General features: G+C 67.0%; 18 protein-coding genes. 10 read left to right on the plus strand and 8 right to left on the minus strand.

What is annotated here, in order from left to right; translation table 11 throughout:
* Positions 1–8 precede the first annotated feature (8 nt).
* Genes L5G32_RS14130 through L5G32_RS14145 form a run of 4 tightly spaced genes read left to right on the plus strand, consistent with a single transcriptional unit; the run spans position 9 to position 3,314 of the window.
* Complete coding sequence (locus L5G32_RS14130) at positions 9–584, plus strand: hypothetical protein (protein WP_237011703.1); 576 nt, start codon at positions 9–11, stop codon at positions 582–584.
* Positions 581–1,267 (plus strand): signal peptidase I, encoded by a 687-nt coding sequence (locus tag L5G32_RS14135; protein WP_237011704.1) that lies wholly within the window; start codon positions 581–583, stop codon positions 1,265–1,267. Before L5G32_RS14130 ends, L5G32_RS14135 begins: the two co-directional genes overlap by 4 nt.
* The gene (locus L5G32_RS14140; RefSeq protein ID WP_237011705.1) at positions 1,264–1,809 is read left to right on the plus strand and encodes a hypothetical protein; all 546 of its coding nucleotides are present in this window, start codon (positions 1,264–1,266) and stop codon (positions 1,807–1,809) included. Before L5G32_RS14135 ends, L5G32_RS14140 begins: the two co-directional genes overlap by 4 nt.
* On the plus strand, positions 1,806–3,314 hold the full coding sequence (locus L5G32_RS14145) for a signal peptidase I (protein WP_237011706.1): 1,509 nt from the start codon (positions 1,806–1,808) through the stop codon (positions 3,312–3,314). Before L5G32_RS14140 ends, L5G32_RS14145 begins: the two co-directional genes overlap by 4 nt.
* A gap of 8 nt (positions 3,315–3,322) precedes the next feature.
* On the opposite strand, the gene L5G32_RS14150 is transcribed toward L5G32_RS14145, so the two are convergent.
* Positions 3,323–4,114: an acyltransferase gene (locus L5G32_RS14150; protein ID WP_237011707.1), complete on the minus strand. Its 792-nt coding sequence runs from the start codon at positions 4,112–4,114 to the stop codon at positions 3,323–3,325.
* A gap of 99 nt (positions 4,115–4,213) precedes the next feature.
* On the opposite strand from L5G32_RS14150, the gene L5G32_RS14155 reads away from it, so the two are divergent.
* Positions 4,214–5,527, plus strand: coding sequence for an outer membrane protein assembly factor BamB family protein (locus L5G32_RS14155; RefSeq protein ID WP_237011708.1), 1,314 nt, complete (start codon positions 4,214–4,216; stop codon positions 5,525–5,527).
* A 4-nt stretch (positions 5,528–5,531) separates the two neighbouring features.
* Positions 5,532–6,740 (plus strand): THUMP-like domain-containing protein, encoded by a 1,209-nt coding sequence (locus L5G32_RS14160; RefSeq protein ID WP_237011709.1) that lies wholly within the window; start codon positions 5,532–5,534, stop codon positions 6,738–6,740.
* Positions 6,741–6,966: 226 nt separating this feature from the next.
* Here L5G32_RS14160 and L5G32_RS14165 read toward each other — a convergent pair whose 3' ends face one another.
* On the minus strand, positions 6,967–7,941 hold the full coding sequence (locus L5G32_RS14165) for a class I SAM-dependent methyltransferase (protein WP_237011710.1): 975 nt from the start codon (positions 7,939–7,941) through the stop codon (positions 6,967–6,969).
* A gap of 7 nt (positions 7,942–7,948) precedes the next feature.
* The gene (locus tag L5G32_RS14170) at positions 7,949–8,737 is read right to left on the minus strand and encodes an enoyl-CoA hydratase/isomerase family protein (protein WP_237011711.1); all 789 of its coding nucleotides are present in this window, start codon (positions 8,735–8,737) and stop codon (positions 7,949–7,951) included.
* A gap of 80 nt (positions 8,738–8,817) precedes the next feature.
* Between L5G32_RS14170 and L5G32_RS14175 the strand changes: the two genes are divergently transcribed.
* Positions 8,818–9,786 (plus strand): DNA polymerase domain-containing protein, encoded by a 969-nt coding sequence (locus L5G32_RS14175; RefSeq protein ID WP_237011712.1) that lies wholly within the window; start codon positions 8,818–8,820, stop codon positions 9,784–9,786.
* Positions 9,787–9,831: 45 nt separating this feature from the next.
* Complete coding sequence (locus tag L5G32_RS14180) at positions 9,832–10,785, plus strand: alpha/beta hydrolase family protein (protein WP_237011713.1); 954 nt, start codon at positions 9,832–9,834, stop codon at positions 10,783–10,785.
* A 12-nt stretch (positions 10,786–10,797) separates the two neighbouring features.
* On the opposite strand, the gene L5G32_RS14185 is transcribed toward L5G32_RS14180, so the two are convergent.
* Positions 10,798–11,607, minus strand: coding sequence for an NUDIX hydrolase (locus L5G32_RS14185; protein WP_237011714.1), 810 nt, complete (start codon positions 11,605–11,607; stop codon positions 10,798–10,800).
* Between the two features lie 56 nt (positions 11,608–11,663).
* The gene (locus L5G32_RS14190) at positions 11,664–12,494 is read right to left on the minus strand and encodes an ABC transporter ATP-binding protein (protein WP_237011715.1); all 831 of its coding nucleotides are present in this window, start codon (positions 12,492–12,494) and stop codon (positions 11,664–11,666) included.
* A 76-nt stretch (positions 12,495–12,570) separates the two neighbouring features.
* Between L5G32_RS14190 and L5G32_RS14195 the strand changes: the two genes are divergently transcribed.
* Positions 12,571–13,581 carry an LLM class flavin-dependent oxidoreductase gene (locus L5G32_RS14195; protein ID WP_237011716.1) on the plus strand — a complete coding sequence of 337 codons (1,011 nt, stop codon included), beginning with the start codon at positions 12,571–12,573 and terminating at the stop codon, positions 13,579–13,581.
* Between the two features lie 118 nt (positions 13,582–13,699).
* On the opposite strand, the gene L5G32_RS14200 is transcribed toward L5G32_RS14195, so the two are convergent.
* From L5G32_RS14200 to ctaD, 3 genes are all read right to left on the minus strand, one after another.
* On the minus strand, positions 13,700–14,485 hold the full coding sequence (locus tag L5G32_RS14200) for a peptidyl-tRNA hydrolase (protein ID WP_237011717.1): 786 nt from the start codon (positions 14,483–14,485) through the stop codon (positions 13,700–13,702).
* A 4-nt stretch (positions 14,486–14,489) separates the two neighbouring features.
* Entirely contained in the window at positions 14,490–15,710 is a 1,221-nt protein-coding gene (gene serB / locus L5G32_RS14205) for a phosphoserine phosphatase SerB (RefSeq protein WP_372491701.1), read from the minus strand.
* Positions 15,711–15,825: 115 nt separating this feature from the next.
* Positions 15,826–17,538 carry an aa3-type cytochrome oxidase subunit I gene (gene ctaD, locus L5G32_RS14210; protein ID WP_237011719.1) on the minus strand — a complete coding sequence of 571 codons (1,713 nt, stop codon included), beginning with the start codon at positions 17,536–17,538 and terminating at the stop codon, positions 15,826–15,828.
* 250 nt (positions 17,539–17,788) lie between these two features.
* On the opposite strand from ctaD, the gene L5G32_RS14215 reads away from it, so the two are divergent.
* Positions 17,789–18,793: an ABC transporter substrate-binding protein gene (locus L5G32_RS14215; RefSeq protein ID WP_237011720.1), complete on the plus strand. Its 1,005-nt coding sequence runs from the start codon at positions 17,789–17,791 to the stop codon at positions 18,791–18,793.
* Positions 18,794–18,844: the final 51 nt, after the last annotated feature.

Raw genomic sequence — 18,844 nt, forward strand, 5'->3', positions numbered from 1 at the left:
GACACCCGATGAACAGAAGGAACGTCCTCCTGGCCGCCGCAGGAGTCCTGGTGGCTGTGCTGATCTTCGGATCGGTGCAGACCACCGGGGCCCAGTGGCGCGACCAGATGGACATGGGCTCGGGCACCACGGTCCACACCGGCTCGCTGAGCCTGCGCGTGGGAAGTGGTTCGGGGTCGTCGTTCAATTTTGAAGCCCTTAGCGGTGAGAACCTCGCACCAGGCGACGCACGACAGGCCGAACTCGAGATCACCAACACCGGCACACCACCGCTCGAGTTCACACTCGCCACAGCCGGACCGACCGTCGAAGAGAGCGGTGTCGTGACGGTGCGCTTGTCCGGCGCGCGGGGTTCGTGCCCCGCCGCGGCGACGACCGACCTGTCCGGGGCCTTCAAGGCAGCGAACACGTCCGTCGCGACTCAGACTTTCGTGCCACCACCGCCAGCGCCACCACTGCAACGGCTGGAGCCCGCCGAGTCGACGACATGGTGTATTCGCGCCAAACTCGTCTCGATCACCGGCGCACCGTCCGCGACGTTCCGCATCACGTTCAATTTCGCCGCCGAGCAGGTGCGTCCGTGACCGAACAGCGGCATGTCACTGCCGATCCCGGCCCCGGCGCTGGTTCATCCGCGGCTGCCGACGCAACGTCACGGTCGGCCATCCACTACCTGTGGCAGGCCGTGTCGTGGCTTCTGTTGGCCGCAGCCTTCGCGATTCTCTTCGCCGCGATCGTCGTCCCGAAGATCGCTGGCGGCCAGCCGTACACCGTGCTGACCGGATCGATGCGACCGGACTATCCGCCGGGATCGTTGATCGTCGTCAAACCACAACCAGCCGACACCCTCGGCGTCGGCGACGTCATCACCTACCAGATCCGATCGGGCGACCCCGAAGTCGTCACCCACCGCATCATCGAGGTGACCAGCGCCGACGACGGCGAGGTCCGATTCATCACGAAGGGCGACGCGAACAACGTCGTCGACGCACCAGCGGTCCGCGCGGTCCAGGTACGCGGACGGCTCTGGTACTCGATCCCCTACCTCGGTTACGTCAACACGTGGTTCAGCGGCAACCGACGCACCATCGTCGTATTCGTGATCGCCGGGGCCTTGTTCGCCTACGGCGCCTGGCAGTTCTACACCGGGTTCCGCGAGGACCAGAATCGCGACGACGAGACCCCGGATGTGGACGACACACCGACCGAACGACTGCCGGTGGTCGCCGCCGCATCGCCGACAAGCACCGAGGAGCAGGAACAGTGAAACCGTCCAGATTCACGAAGCGCACCTCACGCCGAGTGCGCGCCGCACTGGCGTGCGGCGTGCTACTCGGTACCGGCGCGATCGGCACAACGGCACTGTGGTCGACGAGCGCCGCGACCGTATCGGGCAAATTCACTACGACTGCGCTCGAGATCAAGGCCAACACCGTCAAGGAGCACAACTTCGCCTTCTCGGGCCCGGTGTACCCCGGCTACACCACCACTCCGACCGTGATCAACGTGCAGAACACTGGTGCAACCGCATTCCGATACAGCGTCAGCGTGTCGAGCAGCAGTTCTCTCGGACGGTCGATGACACTCAAGATGACGGCGAACAGCACGTGCACCGGTACGTCGATCGTCTCCGCACAGCCGATCCCGGCCAGCCCTGTCCTATTCGCAGGCAATCGCGGACCGCTCACCGCTGGTACGGGAGTAGAGGCGTTGTGCGTCCAGCTGACCATGCCGCCGTCCGGCGTGCCCCAGACGGTTGCCGGAACGTCCGGGACGGTCCTGTTCACCTTCGATGCGACGTCCGCATGAACAGCCACGGAGACGGTCGACGCGGCCGCATCGCCGACCTGGCACTGACGGTGGGTGCCGTCGTCGGTGTCGTGTGCATCGTCTCGACCTTGATCGCGCTGGTGCTCGGCGTCCGACCGGTGGTTTTCGAGACAGGTTCGATGGCGCCGACGATTCCAACAGGCTCGTTGGGGATCAGCAAAGCAGTTCCCGCGACGGATCTGAACCCGGGAGACGTGGTCGGCGTCATCCGTGACGACGGAGTCCGGGTGACCCACCGCGTGGTCTCCATCGACGGCGTCGCCGGGAACTCGGTGACGCTGACTATGCGCGGCGACGGGAACAACGCGCCCGACCACGATGCGTACGTCGTGACCGAAGGCACCCGTGTGTTCGGGTCCGTGCCCGTCCTCGGATATGTCGCGTCATGGTTGCAGAATCCGTACACGCTTGTTTTGCAGGTGCTCGCAGCCCTGTTCCTTCTCGCCGTGGCGTTCGCACCCGCGAACGGGTGGCGCCGCTCGACGACGGCGCAACGGCTACGCACCGGAACCGCAACCGCGTCGGTCGTCGTGATCGCCGCATCGGGACTGCATGTGTCAGGTAATGCGCAAGCAGCTCTGCCACCGAACCAGGCGACGGCAGCAGGTTCGCTCGCCGCGGTCCAGGTCAACGCTCCGGCGAGTCTCACGTGCAGGGATGTCAGCGGTCTCCTATTTAAGAACGTGGTGCTGACCTGGCCCGTTCCAGCGGAACAGCGAGGAGTGTTCACCTATAACGTGATGTCCGGCACGACATCTCTCGGCACCGCCGGGCCGACGACGCAGGACTCACAGAGCTTCACGATCACTGTCGGACTGATCACGTCGCTCTTGAGTGCGATTCTCGGGAGCACCTTCTCGGTACATGTGGTCGCAAGGGTCGGCAACTGGACGTCGTCGCCGACCAGTTCGCAAAGCATCAAGTACCGGGCACTCCTTCCGAGCGGACCCGAGTGCGTCACCCCGAACACACCTGCGGGGAAACGCGCGGCGCCCACCTCATCTGTCGCACCCGAACCGTCCGCATCCACCCGTCCGTCCGAGAAGACTCAGCCGCCCGAATCTGCTTCGCCGACCGACTCCACTGAGGAGAGTGCACCCACGGCATCGACCGCACCTGGATCGGCCGTCCCCACATCGACGTCGCAGAAACCGGAACTCCCCGCAGGAGGGACGTCCAGCGCGTCCGCCGCGTACTCGTACTACCAAGAGGGCTCGCAAGTGACTATCCGCGACACTACGAGCACGGACGTCGTCTACCGGGACGACTTCTCGTCGGGCAGCGATGTCCGATGGCTTCCCGGCACGGACGACCTGCAGGTGACAGCGCCCGACGGAACCGTCACCGTTGTCAGCACGCAGGGCGGGCAATGGACTGCGAACACGACAGCGCCCGCGCCGTCTACGACCGACGCACCGCCTGCGGAAGCCGAGACCACCGCCGAAGCCGAGCAGCCGGCGGCCGGTGACACAGCCGGCGAGTAGCGACCAGGTCAGACGTCGCCGGACTGCGCCTTCTCATCCGCGAAGTTCTCACCCGCTGCGCCGTCGGCCGATGCCTTCTTACGCTCGATGTCAGCGAGAGCGCGTTCGATTTCAGCCCGCTTGGCCGCACCGGCCTCCCAAACGTCCTTGCGGTTCTTCACCGCACGCGCGGGCGCGCCGACGATGATCGCGTAGTCGTCGAACTGGCCGCGGACCACGGCGTGCGCGCCGAGGACGCAGCCGCGCCCGGCGATCGTGTCACGCAACACCGTCACCTTGGCCGCCACCCACGTGTCGGCACCGATCCGCACCGGCCCCTTGACGATGCCCTGATCCTTGATCGGGAGGTCGATGTTGTCGGTGACGTGGTCGAAGTCGACGATGTAGCACCAGTCGGCGACGAGCGTCGACCCGCCGATCTCGATGTCGAGGTACGAGTTGACGACGTTATTGCAGCCGAAGACCACCTTGTCACCGATCCGGAGGCTGCCCTCGTGGCAGCGGATCGCGTTACCGTCACCGATGTGAACCCAACGTCCGATCTCCAGGCGCGCGAGCTCCGGAGTCGCGTGGATCTCGACGTTCTTGCCGAGGAACACCATGCCGCGAAGCACCACGTGCGGGTTGGTGAGACGAAACTTGGCCAACCGGTAGTAGCGGACGAGATACCAGGGCGTCCAGGCACGATTGCGTTTGATCCATCGCAACGAATCGAGCGTCAGAAATCGGGCCTGCTCGGGATCTCTGGCCCGACCGGCGCGTCGGCGCGAACGGTAGGACGCGTTCCACATCGTGGTCATGACGACAAACCCTAATGGACCGTGCCCGGCCTGCGGAATCAGGTCGAGGCGACACGATAGAGTCGTCCGCGAGCCCCGACCACCGACATCAGGAGCACGATGACCCAGGCAGTCCGCCGACGACGCAGTTCACGCCTGGTCTTCATAGTGTTCACAGCTGTTCTGGCCGTCGTCGCGTCCGCATGCTCGGACGGCCACCATGATCTCCGGGCGCAGCCGGCGGCAGGCTGGTCGTCGTCCGGCGGCAGCGGAGCCAACGCGAACTTCACGTACGCCGGGGTCCCAGACGACCTTCGTCTGTCGTGGACCCGAGCGGCGGGCGGGCGAGTCCTGTCCCAGGTCGCGATCAACAGCGGCGGAGACGTCGCGAGTACGTCACAGGCACCGTCGGGATGCGACTTCCAGGTCCTCGACCAGCGTTCTGGCCGCAAGAACTTCTGCAGGCGACTCGGGACCGAGTCGGCGCTCAACACCGCGTTCTACGACAACCTCGGGCAGCCGTACATCGGGAAGGCCGGTCTGTTCGTCGCGTACAGCAGCGGCGGCGCGATCCGGTGGCGTCTACCGACGGCCGGCCTCGGCCTCTCCGCGAAGTCGGCGGGCCCCGGACGTCTCCTCGTCGCCACGACCGGCGGTCAAGTACTGCTGGTGAACACCCAGACCGGCGACTTGGCTGCTCCGCAGAAGCGGTATCGGCCGAAGCCGAAGGAGGCCGACCCGACCGCAGGCATCGCGCAGTGCACGACGGGCGGACCGGAGTGTGCGATCGCCGCACCGCCCGCCGTCGACGTCGCAGCCAAACGAACCTTTCTCAACGTCTTCCCGCAGGGTGCCAAGAACTCTCAGCTCACCGCTCTCACGTACGCCGACGCCGACGGCAACGAGAAGATCGACCCGCTGTGGACCGCTGATCTGGGCGGCGGCATGGCCGGACCCGCGTCGCTGTCGGCGGACGGACGGACCGTCTACGCGTTCGGCCGGGACGGCAAGCTGTACGCGGTGGACGCCACCGACGGCCGAGTCCGCTGGTCGTATCAGCTCGACGACGCTGGATTCGCGACTCTCTCCGTGTCACCGGACGGCACCCTCATCCCCGCGGGCAGCCTCGGCGCGCCGCTGACGATCCTGCACGACGACGGCAGCCACGTCTCCGAAGTAGCGCGCCGCGACGACGTCCACCTCGCGGGCGTTGGCACTCAGACCACAGCGGGCACCGCGTGGTCGGTGGTCCGCGATGGCCCTGACGAACAACTCGTGCTCACCGAGTTCGACTCGAAGACCGGCAAGACCAAGCGGTCGCTGCCGTTGCCCGACGCCGCCGGATTCTCGACGGGCGTCGCGGTCTCGGCCACCGGCCAACTCGTGGTGGCCACGACGAACGGGACACTCTACTTCTTCGATCGCCGACCCTGACGCCGTGGCGTACGAGTTCGACGTCGACGACATCGCGTTCCTCACCTCTGAGCGGGGCTCTGACGCGCTCGCGGACGCCGCAGCTCTCCCGCTGACCGACTCGTCGTTGTTGAAGGACATTCCGGCCTTGCGCCGAAAGCACGCGCCGCACGAGGCCGCGCTCGTCGAGACGGTGCGGGCGCGGCGGCGTGCCGCCGGCAAGCTCGACGACCCCGACACACTGTTGTTGAGCGATACCGCCTTGCAGCAGTCGACGCCGTCCGCGGTGGCCGTGCGTCGCGCCGCCGACATCGCCGTCCGCCACCCCGGAGCCGTCGTCCACGACGTGACGTGCTCGATCGGCGCCGAGATGGTGGCGCTCTCCGCGTCCGACGGCGTCAGTGGTGTGATCGGCAGCGACCTCGACCCCGTCCGTCTCGCGATGGCCGCCCACAACCTGCGGGACCGACGCGGCGTCCAACTCCTGCGCGCCGACGCCCTCGCCCCCTGCTCTCGCGCCGACGTCGTCATCGCCGACCCCGCACGCCGGACTGCGCGCGGGCGCACGTTCCGACTCGACGAACTCGACCCGCCGCTTCTGGAACTCCTGTCGGTGTACGCCGGACGGCCGATGGTGGTGAAATGCTCCCCCGGTCTCGACTACCAGATGCTGCGCGACCGGTTCGGCGTCGAGGCAGCGGTCCAGGTGACGTCGTTGGACGGCGGCGTCCGCGAAGCGTGCCTGTGGACCGAGGCCGACGACCTGCCCGCCCGCCGCGCCACCGTGCTGCGCACCGGCACAGACAGCGTCGTGCACGCCGACGAACTGTCCTCCGACGATCCAGACGACATCGACGACCCCGGAGTCGACGACTGGATCGTCGATCCCGACGGCGCGGTGGTGCGCGCCGGTCTCGTCCGTCACTACGCCCGCAGGCACGGACTCCGACAGCTCGACCCGCAGATCGCGTACCTGACCGGCGACGCCGTTCCCGCCGGAGCCCGGGGGTTCGCGATCGTCGACCAGGTCGGCGTCACCGAACGAGTCCTGCGCACCGCGCTCGCTGCGCACGACTGCGGGAGTCTGGAGATCCTGGTCCGCGGCCTCGACATCGACCCCGATCGCCTGCGACGCCGGCTCAAGCTGAAGGGATCGTCGCCGATGACCCTCATCCTGACGCGGATCGGGCGCAACGCCACCGCGTTCCTCTGTCGGCCCGGTGTGCGGGGTTAGATCTCGACTCCGCTCGATCAGCGTGGGTGGAGGCTCGATCAGCGTGGGTGGCGGCTCGATCAGCGTGGGTGGCGGCTCGATCAGCGTGGGTGGCGGCTCGATCAGCGGGATCTCGACTCCGCTCGATCAACGTGGGCAGTAGCGCACGCTGAATGCGTCTTAGCAGCCTCCGCGGAGGCTGCTAAGACGCATTGAGACAGCGAGAACGTATCCGAGGCTGCGGAGACTACTTCTCCGGCTTCACTCCGGTGATCAGCACGTTGTAGAAGAACTCCGGCGGGACGATCTTGCGGAGCACGTTGTCGTCGAGCCAGGTCATGCGCTTCCAGCCGCCGAACGCGAATCGGGCCCAGCCCCAACTGAGCTTCTCCGGCGGCACCGCGGCCTCGAAGGTACGGACCGGCCAACCGAGCATCGCGGCAGCCAACTCCTCGCTCGACGAACGGACGTCGACCGCTCCGGCACTGCTCGCGAGGCGCTCGAGGTCCTCGGGCGAGAAGGTGTGGATGTCGACGACCGCTTCGAGGGCTGCGGCCCGCGAGCTCTCGTCGAGCTCCTCCTGCGGACGCCGCCAGCTCTTGAGCGGGCCGAACTTGGTGATGTTCGTGGTGGCCCACCAGGTGGCGCGGCTCATCCAGCGCGCGTAGAAGTCGCCGTAGGTCGACGGCTCACCGGCGAACACGAAGCGTCCACCCGGCTTGAGCACGCGCAGCACCTCGCGCAGCGACTTCTCGACGTCCGGGATGTGGTGCAGCACCGCGTGTCCGACGACGAGATCGAAGGTGTCGTCGTCGTACGGGATGCTCTCGGCGTCGGCGACGCGGCCGTCGACGTCGAGCCCGAGGTTCTCCGCGTTGCGGAGCGCGACCTTCACCATGCCCGGTGACAGGTCGGTGACCGAGCCCTTCTCAGCGACGCCCGACTGCATCAGGTTCAGCAGGAAGAAGCCGGTGCCGCAGCCCAACTCCATGGCACGCCCGTACGGCAGATCGACGTCGGGAAGGATCAGGTCGAGACGACCGCGCGCGTAGTCGATGCAGCGCTCGTCGAACGAGATCGACCACTTCTCGTCGTACGTCTCGGCCTCCCAGTCGTGGTAGAGGACCTGAGCGAGCTTCGTGTCCTTGAGCGCGGCTTCGACCTGCTCAGCGGTGGCGTGCGGGTTCGGCGCCGGGTCGTTGTTGTTGTCGATCGTGGTCATCGTCGTCCTACTTTCCGGTGAACTTCGCCTTGCCGGGGCCGTTCGCCACGAACGACTCCATGCCGATCGTGCGATCGTCGGTCGCGAACAGGGATGCGAACAGCTGCGCTTCGATCTTGAGGCCGGTCGTCAGATCGGTGTCGAGTCCGGCGTCGACGGCGGCCTTGCCCGCGGCGAGTGCGGCCGAGGCCGCGTTCGCGAACTGGTCGGCCCACGCGAGCGCCGCGTCGTAGACGTCGTCGGGTGCAACGACCTGGTCGACGAGCCCGATCTGCAACGCTTCCTCGGCTCCGACGAAGCGGCCGGTGAAGATCATGTCCTTGGCGCGCGACGGGCCGATCAGTCGTGCGAGGCGCTGGGTTCCGCCGCCGCCGGGGATCACGCCGAGCAGCGTCTCGGGCACACCGAGCTTGGCGTTGTCGCCAGCGATCCGGCGGTCGGCGCCGAGCGCCACTTCGAGGCCTCCGCCGAGTGCGTATCCGGTGATCGCGGCGACCGTCGGCTTCGGGATGGTCGCGATCGCGCCGATCCCGTCCTGCAGGCGGCCTGCGACCTTCGACATGTCGGCGAACGACATGTCGTTCATCTCCTTGATGTCCGCGCCCGCAGCGAGAACCTTCGGTCCGCCGTAGACGATGACCGCCTTAATGTCGTCGCGCGTCGACGCCTCGTCGGCGGCCGCCGCCAACTCGGTCTGAACCTGACGGTTCAACGCGTTCATCGGCGGACGATTCAAACGGATCGTCCCGACGCCGGGATGATCCGGCGATGTCTCCAGGGTCACGAACTCAGCCATGCAAGGCAGGCTACCGGTTAGTAAGCTCTGATCCTCAATCAGTCCTCATGAGCGAGACGTGAGCGAACTACTGTTACCCCATGGGCGCTGATGCAGTCGAGTTACTGGTCCCCGGGACGGACGGGCAGACGCGGACGGTCCGAGTGACCAGTCCCGACCGCGTCTACTTCCCGGAGGCGGGTCTCACGAAACTCGACCTGGCCCACTACTACCAGTCCGTCGGCGAGCCGATCACCCGCGCATTGCGCACCCGCCCGTGCATGCTCCACCGGTTTCCGAAAGGCACAACCGAGAAGAAGGTCCACCAGAAGAAACTGCCTGCAGGAGCGCCCGACTGGATCGAGACCGTCGACGTGTACTTCCCGCGGTACTCCCGGACCGTGCACGAGCTGTGCGTCACCGAACCGGCAGCCGTGCTGTGGGCGGTCCAGATGGCGACCGTCGAGTTCCACCCCTGGAACTCACGGCGGGCCGGGACCGTTCCCCCGTCTCCCGGCATCGAGTTCCCCGACGAGTGGCGCATCGACCTCGACCCGATGCCCGACTGCGACTTCCCGAAAGTGCGTCGAACCACGCACATCGTGCACGAGGTCCTCGACGAACTCGGCATCACCGGCTATCCGAAGACGTCGGGCGGTCACGGACTCCACGTTTACGTGCGCATCGAACCGGAGTGGGGGTTCGCCGACGTCCGTCGCGCTGCGCATGCCTTCGGCGCCGAAGTCGCGCGGCGGTCGGCGGGCGAGGCCACCGTCACCTGGTGGCGCAAAGACCGAGATCCGTCGTCGGTGTTCGTCGACTTCAATCAGAACGCCCGCGACCACACGATGGCCGCCGCCTACTCCGTCCGGGCCACGCCTCGCGCGACGGTGTCGACTCCGATCAGGTGGGACGAGATCGACGACGTCGAACCAGACGACTTCACGGTCGCCACTGTGCCCGACCGACTCGCCAGCCTCGGCGACCTGCACGAGAGAATCGACGACGTCGCGCATCGTCTCGACACCCTCCTGGAATGGGACGACCGCGACACTCTGGACAACCGGTAACATCGACGCGTCTCCACTTCGGGAGTCTCGAGAGGAAGATCGCCGATGCGCCGGTCCCTGTTCGCCCTCACCGCGGCGATCACGCTCGTACTCGCCGGTTGCTCGGCGCCCGACTCGGGCCCCGATCCCTCGGGCCCCGATCCGACGAGCACCTCGCCGGGTCATCCGGCTCCCGTGCCCGACGGCGTCACGAAGTCTCGGGTCCAGTACTACTCGGGACCGGACGCCGATCCCGACCAGAACTGGGCCGACTTCTATCTGCCCGCAGGCGACCTGGCGGTCGACACCGTGCCTCTCGTCGTCCTCGTCCACGGCGGGGCATGGAAGATGCCGCTCGGTGCAGAGATCTTCGACGGCATCGCAGGCGACCTCGCCGCGCGCGGAATGGCCGTCTACAACATCGAGTACCGCCGCGTCGGTGCAGGCGGCGGGTGGCCTGCGACGTTCGTGGACGTGGCGCGGGCGCTCGACTACGTGGTGGAACTCGACGCAGCGCACCCGGAGATCACCACCGGCGACGAGGTCGTCGTCGGACACTCGGCGGGAGCGCAGCTCGCCGTCTGGGGTGGCACTCGCCACGATCTGGAACCCGGCGAGGTGGGCGCCCGGCCCGCATTCCGGCCGAAACGAGTCGTCTCTCTCGCCGGACCACTCGACATGGTGCAGGCCGTCAAGGACGGCGACGACCGGATCGTGGCGGCGCTCGGCGGCGAACCGCACGCCGTGCCGGAGCGGTATTCGGCGGTCGACCCGATCCAGAACCTCGATCCGACGATCCCGGTCGCCGCGATCCACGGCAAGAACGATTCGTTAGTGCTGCCGCACAATTCGATCCGGTACGTCGCCGCCCTCGACAAGGCGGGCGGCAAGGGATATCTGCGACTTCTGGACGGCGAGACTCATACGTCGATCGTCGACCGCGGCTCTGTCCACTACCAGCGGGTCCTCGATCTGGTCTCGAAGTACGCGGACACGGAGATCGCGCAACTGCCGACGTGATCAGTTGCGCCGCTACGGCGAGAGGCTCGTCTGCCCGCGACCGTCTGACAGGGCGGCAAGGTAGCTGTCCGAGTCGGCGAACCGCAGTCCGGCGATTCCCGAGCCGTCACTGATCGTCGGCTGGATCGCGGTGATCTCGCGCTGCGCGGCGAGCAGGTCGTCGACGTTCGTGAACGACGAGACGTCGCGCAACTGCGTCCAGGTGGGCGGCAGCAGGAAATGGTTTCCCGCATCCCAGTCGGCGAGCGCCGCGGTTGCCGACATCCACTTCGTCTCGGCGGCCTCGCTGGTCTCGCCGTCGGCCTCCTGCCGGTCGGGCATCGACGCGAGGAAGAAGCGCGTGTCGTACCGGCGACTCTCGTTCTCCGGGGTGATCCAGTGTGCGAGTGGCCGAAGCAGATCGGCGCGCAGCACGAGTCCCTGAGCTGCGAGGAACTCCCCGAGGGAGATCTCCTTGGCTTCCAGTCGCGCGCGCTCGGAGAACAGCGCCGCGGGGTCGTCGTGCACGGCGTCGGTCGTTCCGGCGAGAAGGACGCCGCATTCCTCGAACGTCTCGCGGACGGCTGCGCACACGAGTGCGCGAGCGGACTCCTCGTCGGTGGAGAACACGTCCGCCCAGAAGTCGACCTCGGGTCCCGTCCAGCGGATGTCGGCGTCGCGGTCCCGCGGGTCCACTCCCCCGCCGGGGAACACGGTCATGCCGCCGGCGAACGCCATCTGCTTGACCCGCCGCTGCAGAAACACCTCGATGCCGTCTGCGCCGTCCCGCACGAGTACGACGGTGGACGCGTCCCGCACCGGGACCGCACTGGATTCAGCCACGGAGGTCTCCTCTGATCACCATTTGAAGGTCAATCGACACTAACCCGACGCGATTGTCAGGCCCTGCGGTGTCCGCCCGCACGACGAGCACGCCGCGCGAAGTAGCGTCCGTCGTCGTAATTGAGGACGATGTTCTGCCGGAACGTCGCAGACAGGTTCTCCGCCGTCAACGTGTCCTCGATGGCGCCCTGTGCGACGACGCCGCCCTCCGACAGCATCAACACATTGGTGAAGCCTGGCGGGATCTCCTCGACGTGATGGGTGATCAACACCATCGCAGGCGAATCCGGATCGGCGGCAAGGATTCCCAGCCGATCGACGAGCTCTTCGCGGCCGCCGAGATCGAGTCCGGCCGCGGGCTCGTCGAGCAGGAGCAGTTCGGGATCTGTCATCAGCCCGCGCGCGATCAGCACCCGTTTGCGCTCGCCCTCGCTCAACGTGCCGAACGTGCGATCGGCGAGATGTTCGGCGCCCATCGACTCGAGGATGTCCGAAGCCTGCGCGCGGTCCATCGGATCGTATTCCTCGCGCCACCGCCCGAGCACGGCGTAGCCCGCCGAGATCACCAGATCCGACACCTTCTCCTCGGCGGGCACACGTCCGGCGAAAGCCGAACTCACCAGCCCGATCCGGGTCGAGAGTTCTCGGACATCGGTGCGTCCGAGCCGCTCGCCGACGACGAACGCCTCGCCGCGCGTCGGGTGGTCGAGAGCCGCGGCCATGCGCAGCAACGACGTCTTGCCTGCGCCGTTCGGGCCGATGATCACCCATCGTTCGTCGAGCTCCACACGCCAGTCCACGGGCCCGACGAGCGTCGTGCCGCCGCGTACCAACGAGACGTCGTGGAATTCGATGAGGAGGTCGGGATCAGCGATGGTTTCGGTCACGACGTCCATGGTGCCGGATGGACCTGCGTTCCGTGGCAGCGGAATAAACGAGTGACATATTTCGCTGAACAAGGGCGTGACCGATTCTTCTCCCTCCCTTGCCTCGATTCCACTCTCGCTGCTCGACCTGGCCCAGGTCGGCGACGGTGAGGCGGTCGCCGAATCGCTGCGGTACTCGACCGAGCTGGCGATCTACGCCGACGGCCACGGATACGAGCGCATCTGGTACGCCGAACACCACAACATGCCGACGATCGCATCGTCGGCTCCCGCCGTGCTGATCGCGCACATCGCCGCACACACGTCGCGGATCCGTCTCGGTGCAGGCGGCGTCATGCTCCCCAACCATTCGCCGCTCGCGATCGCCGAACAGTACGGTACCCTCGCCGAACTGCATCCCGGCCGCATCGACCTCGGTCTCGGACGCGCACCCGGCGGAAACCAGGCCGTGTTTCACGCACTGCGCCGCTCGCCGGCTGCGTCCGAGCACTTCCCGCAGGACGTCGTCGAACTGCTCCGCTACTTCTCCGGTACCGGCGTCGAGGGAGTCCAGGCCACTCCGGGCAAGGGCTCAGACGTCCCGCTCTACATCCTCGGTTCGTCGCTGTTCGGCGCGCAGTTGGCGGCGGCGACCGGCCTTCCGTATGCCTTCGCATCGCATTTCGCGCCGCAGGCCCTCGAACAGGCCGTCGACATCTATCTCCGCGACTTCCGCCCGTCCCCACTGCCCGGCGGCGGCGAGTCCGAGCCCTACGTGATGGCAGCGGCCGCGGTGATCGCCGACGACGATGCCGAGCGCGCGGCGTCCGAGTTCCACAAGGCCAAGGTGGGCCGGATCAAGCATCTGTTCAACCAGGGCCGCAACCTCACCGACGCCGAAGCCGAGATGCTGCTCGACGCTCCCCCCGGCGCCCAGGTGAACGAGATGCTCCGGTACGCCGCCGTCGGGACCCCCGACCAGGTCCGCGAGCAACTGGCCGGGTTCGCAGGCCTCGCACGCGCAGACGAGTTGATTCTCGCACCGTTGGCGGGCGACCGCGAGGTGCTGCTCGGCACCGTCAAACATCTTGCGCCGCAGGGAGACTGAGCGACCGTTCGTCTGCGGGGTGTGCGCGGCCGGGGCGGGGTTTCGACTCGCTTCGCTCGCTCAACCGACTACAAGAGGCACGTTCGCTCAACCAACTACAAAACGGGCGCTCAACCAACTACAAAACGGGCGCTCGCTCAACGGATACGGGCGCGCGTTCGGCGATCACCGTCATGGAGCCGGGCGCGACCTCGGTGAAGCCCGCGTCCCGGACTGCGGCGGCGGCGCCACTCTCCGCGGCGGTGCATAACGCCGACCAGCGGCCACTGTCGGCGAGGCGCACGTCCAGCGGACACCCGGAGCCGTACCAGGCTTCGGCATCCTCGACGGCGAAGAGCGCGACGCCGAGCATCGACGCATGTCCGACCTGCGCGGCGGCCTTTCCGACCGACATCTCCAGGTCCGGGTTGAGCCACAGGCACAGCCCGTCGACGGTGGGCCCAGAGGTTTCGTTTCCGGAGGACGCGCCCACCGGATCATCGGAGGGGAGGTCGCCGTCGACGTCGGTCCCACCGATCTGCAACTTGCGAATCCGCTGATCCACGTCGCCGACGCGACTGGGCACGAACGCGCGAACAGAGCAGCCGTCGTGCTCGGCGGTCACGCCCCACAGGCCCTGCACATCGCGCCACGGTTTACCGCGTGCGCGGCGCGCGATCTTGCGGATCCGGGCATCGCACCACTCGTCCAGACCGGGCGCCCACGGCCCCTCCGGCCCTCCCCGGTCGTCGAGACAGAGCAGGACGGCCGCTCGGGCGGCAGCGACGAGCAGTCCGTGCCTGCTCGGCGGATAGGTCTTCTCGATCTGCAGCACCATCTGCATCGCGAGGACGTCCGCGGGGTCCTCGGGATCCTCGCCGCCGCCGACGTAGCCGACGAGACGGTCGTACGAGTCGACAAACACGGTCCTACGACTCCAACGGCACCCGGCGAAGGGTTCCGTCCTCGAAGTCGGCTGCCTCGATCTCGTCACGGGTCACACCGAGCATGAACAGGACGGCGTCCAGGAACGGGTGATCGAGCGTGGTGTCGGCTACCTCGCGGAGCGCGGGCTTCGCGTTGAACGCGATGCCGAGGCCGGCCGCCGCCAACATGTCGATGTCGTTGGCCCCATCGCCCACTGCGATCGTCTGCCCCATCGGGACACCGACCTGATCGGCAAACGCACGCAGAGCCCGCGCCTTGCCCGGCCGGTCGACGACCTCGCCGATCACCCGACCGGTCAGCGTTCCGTCGACGATCTCGAGGGTGTTGGCGCGGACGAAGTCGAGTTCCAGTTCGCGGGCGAGTGGATCGATCACCTGTCGGAAACCACCCGACACCACGCCGCAGTGATAACCGAGCCGGTGCAGCGTTCGGATCGTCGTGCGAGCGCCCGCCGTCAACTCCAGCGACGCCGCGACCTGATCGATGACCGACTCGTCGAGCCCTTCCAACGCCTTGACCCGCTCGTGCAGCGATTCGGCGAAGTCGAGTTCCCCGCGCATCGCGGCCTCCGTCACCGCCGCGACCTCCGCCTCCCGTCCAGCCGACGCGGCGAGCATCTCGATGACCTCGCCTTGAATGAGCGTCGAGTCGACGTCGAACACGATGACGCGTTTCGCGCGACGCGCGAGGCCACCACGATCGACGGCGACGTCGATCGGGAATCGCGCAGCGACCGTCACCAGGCCGGCACGCAGCGCCGTGTCGGTCGACGCGTCCTCGCCGACGGTCACCAGGAGTTCCAGGCCCGTCAGCGGGTAGTCGGCGACGCCCCGGATCGAGTCGATGTTTCCGCCGCAGCCGGCGACTTCGGCGGCGACGGCTTGAAACGCCTCCGCAGACACCGGCCTGCCGAGGATGACGATCGCGTGCGTCGACGGTCGGTGCCCGTGACTCGTCGCATCCACCTTGATCTCGACCGACATGCCGCGCGAATGCATGGGCAGATCGACGGCGTCGAGGACGGCGGCGGCCGATCCCGTCGTCGAGACGAGGACGCCGAGCGTCAGGTGGTTGTGAATCACCACTTGCTCCACGTCGAGGAGGTCGACGCCGACACCGGCGAGCGCCCCCATCAACGACGAGGTGACTCCCGACTTGTCCGGGCCGCTGACCGTGATGAGGATGGTGCGCTTGGAGTCCACTGTTTCCACCCTTGAATTATGGGGCCTGGACCGCGGTCGGAGCCAACCGGGGAGACGCAGCACGAGAAAGGCCCGCCCGAGCGAACTCGGGCGGGCCTTTCTCGTGTCTACAGCGTCAGTGCGCGTCGTGCTTCTCGCTGCCCCAACCGACGTGGGCTTCAGCGCGCATGCGCTCAACCATGTGCGGGTAGTGCAGCTCGAACGCCGGGCGCTCCGAACGGATGCGCGGCAGCTCGGTGAAGTTGTGACGCGGCGGCGGGCAGCTCGTGGCCCACTCGAGCGAGTTGCCGAAGCCCCACGGGTCGTCGACCGTGACGACCTCGCCGTAGCGGTAACTCTTGAAGACGTTCCACAGGAACGGCAGCGTCGAGATACCGAGCACCAGCGCACCGACTGTCGAGACCACGTTCAGCGTGGTGAACCCGTCCGACGGCAGGTAGTCGGCGTAACGACGCGGCATGCCCTCGTTGCCCAGCCAGTGCTGCACCAGGAACGTCAGGTGGAAGCCGATGAAGGTCAGCCAGAAGTGCCACTTGCCGAGTGTCTCGTCGAGCATGCGTCCGGTCATCTTCGGGAACCAGAAGTAGATGCCCGCGTAGGTGGCGAACACGATGGTGCCGAAGAGGACGTAGTGGAAGTGCGCGACGACGAAGTACGTGTCCGACACGTGGAAGTCGATCGGCGGCGCAGCGAGCAGGACACCGGTCAGACCACCGAAGAGGAAGGTCACGATAAAGCCGATCGAGAACAGCATCGGCGTCTCGAACGTTATTCGGCCCTTCCACATGGTTCCGATCCAGTTGAAGAACTTCACACCGGTCGGAATCGCGATCAGGAACGTCATGAACGAGAAGAACGGCAGCAGGACCGATCCGGTCACGTACATGTGGTGCGCCCAGACGGCCACCGACAGAGCAGCGATCGCGAGGGTCGCGTACACCAGACCCGAGTAGCCGAAGATCGGCTTGCGCGAGAACACCGGGAACACCTCGGACACGATGCCGAAGAACGGGATGGCGATGACGTAGACCTCGGGGTGACCGAAGAACCAGAACAGGTGCTGCCAGAGGATCACGCCGCCGTTGGCCGGGTCGTACAGGTGGGCGCCGAACTGGCGGTCCACCTCGAGGCCCATGAGCGCTGCGGTCAGCAGCGGGAAGATCAGCAGGATCAAAACACTGGTGACGAGGATGTTCCAGGTGAAGATCGGCATGCGGAACATGGTCATGCCCGGTGCGCGCAGACACACGACGGTGGTGATCATGTTGACGGCGCCGAGGATGGTGCCCAGACCGGCGACTGCCAGACCCATGATCCACAGGTCGGCGCCGAGGCCCGGCGAGTGCACCATGTCGGTGAGCGGCGTGTACGCCGTCCAACCGAAGTCGGCGGCACCGCCCGGGGTGAGGAAGCCGCCGAGGGCCACCAGGTTGCCGAACAGGAACAACCAGTAGCCGAGCGAGTTCAGACGCGGGAACGCCACGTCGGGCGAGCCGATCTGAAGCGGCAGAACGAAGTTGGCGAAGCCGATGACGATCGGCGTCGCGTACATCAGCAACATCACGGTGCCGTGCATCGTGAACAGCTGGTTGAACTGCTCATTCGACAGGAACTGAAGTCCCGGATGAGCGAGCTCAGCACGCATCAGAAGCGCCATCAGACCGCCGACGAGGAAGAAGGCGAAACAGGTGACGATGTACATCTGACCGATCAGCTTGTGATCGGTAGTCGTGATGAGTTTGTAGAAGAAAGAGCCTTTAGGCTGGTAACGCTCCGGATAGGGGCGCTCGGCCTCCACCCGGGTCGTCGGCTGTTCTACCGCGGTCACTGATTCCTCCTCGTGAGCACCGTTGCGTCCGTTGTCCCGGTCGGCGGCACTGGACCTTCGTCCGTCTACTGCTGTGGCGCCGACCGAAGACAGCGCGCTGCAATATCGATCGTAGACCAGAGGCGGCCACGATTCCGAGTGGGTCCTACGAACTGTCGTACTTACGTGTTCGCGGCCCGATCGACGTGCAGCGGACCGGTGCTAGCGTGGGCGCGTGCACCAATTCCCTCGACGACTCGCACGCGGTCGCATGAGCACCACCACCGCCGCCCTGGCGTGCGCCGCAGCCCTCGCCGTCGGCCTGTCGGCATGCGGCAGCGACGACGGACTGCTCCGCACCCCCGAGGGGTCGGTGATCTCCACGACGACCACCCGGTTCGCCGAGGTCAACATAGTCGGAGCCGGTCGAGACTTCTCTCGTACCTGTCTCGCGCCGACCGCCGTCGATCCGGGCCGCACGGATCCGAAGCGCATCGTCGTCACCGACCCCGCCCTGCTCGACGGCCTGTGCGCGCTCGGCCTCGGACCTCAGGTCAGAGCGATCACCGCCGCGCCCGGTTCGGTGCCCGAGTACCTCGGCCCGCAGTTGGCCGCGGTGCCGGCCATCGGCGACACACCAGACGCAGCCGCAGTCCGCCAGGCCTCGCCCGACCTCGTGCTGTCGACGCCGGGCACCGCGAAGAGCCTCGACGCGCTGACGGCGACGGGCGCACTCGGCGACGCGCGCACCGCCGTCGTCGAACCGTCCGACGACTGGAAGGCATCCCTACTGGGCGTCGCCGCGGCCACCAACAGGTCGGCGGCCGGCCAGCAACGGGTCGACGAGTTCATCGCCGAGGCGACTCGCGTCGGGCGCGTCATGGACGCCTCGCACAGCCAGGTGTCGTTGGTGCGCTTCACGCCCGATGAATCGTTCATCGAAGGCACCTCGTCGTTCGGCGCACAGGTCATGTCCCTGGTCGGCGTGTCCCGTCCGGCGCCGCAGCGCACGCCCGACGCCGTGCCGATGACGGACGCGAACATGGCCGACGCGGACGCCGACCTCATCTACGTCAGCTATGAGGGTCAGGGCGGTCGTGACCGCGGCAAGGACGTCGTCCTGTCGGACGAATGGCTCAACCTGGGCGCTCCCACCTGGAAGCGCGTGCTGTCGGTGAACGACGACGTCTGGTATGGCCGACCCGGCGTCGCAGCCGGTTGGCTGATCGTCAACGACCTCAAGGAATCGCTGAACAGCAGCAGTTCCGGCGACTAGGCCTGAAGTCGGTAGAGACGCTGGAGTCGGTAGAAGAGCTGCAGTCGGTCG

Source organism: Gordonia zhenghanii (assembly GCF_021738965.1).
Classification (GTDB): Bacteria; Actinomycetota; Actinomycetes; order Mycobacteriales; family Mycobacteriaceae; genus Gordonia; species Gordonia zhenghanii.

What these genes read in the sequence shown, in the direction of transcription:
- L5G32_RS14130 (WP_237011703.1), top strand. Translation starts at nt 9, where the DNA reads ATGAACAGAAGGAACGTCCTCCTGGCCGCCGCAGGAGTCCTGGTGGCT.
- L5G32_RS14145 (WP_237011706.1), top strand. Translation starts at nt 1,806, where the DNA reads ATGAACAGCCACGGAGACGGTCGACGCGGCCGCATCGCCGACCTGGCA.
- L5G32_RS14150 (WP_237011707.1), bottom strand. Translation starts at nt 4,114, where the DNA reads ATGACCACGATGTGGAACGCGTCCTACCGTTCGCGCCGACGCGCCGGT.
- L5G32_RS14155 (WP_237011708.1), top strand. Translation starts at nt 4,214, where the DNA reads ATGACCCAGGCAGTCCGCCGACGACGCAGTTCACGCCTGGTCTTCATA.
- L5G32_RS14165 (WP_237011710.1), bottom strand. Translation starts at nt 7,941, where the DNA reads ATGACCACGATCGACAACAACAACGACCCGGCGCCGAACCCGCACGCC.
- L5G32_RS14170 (WP_237011711.1), bottom strand. Translation starts at nt 8,737, where the DNA reads ATGGCTGAGTTCGTGACCCTGGAGACATCGCCGGATCATCCCGGCGTC.
- L5G32_RS14175 (WP_237011712.1), top strand. Translation starts at nt 8,818, where the DNA reads ATGGGCGCTGATGCAGTCGAGTTACTGGTCCCCGGGACGGACGGGCAG.
- L5G32_RS14180 (WP_237011713.1), top strand. Translation starts at nt 9,832, where the DNA reads ATGCGCCGGTCCCTGTTCGCCCTCACCGCGGCGATCACGCTCGTACTC.
- L5G32_RS14215 (WP_237011720.1), top strand. Translation starts at nt 17,789, where the DNA reads ATGAGCACCACCACCGCCGCCCTGGCGTGCGCCGCAGCCCTCGCCGTC.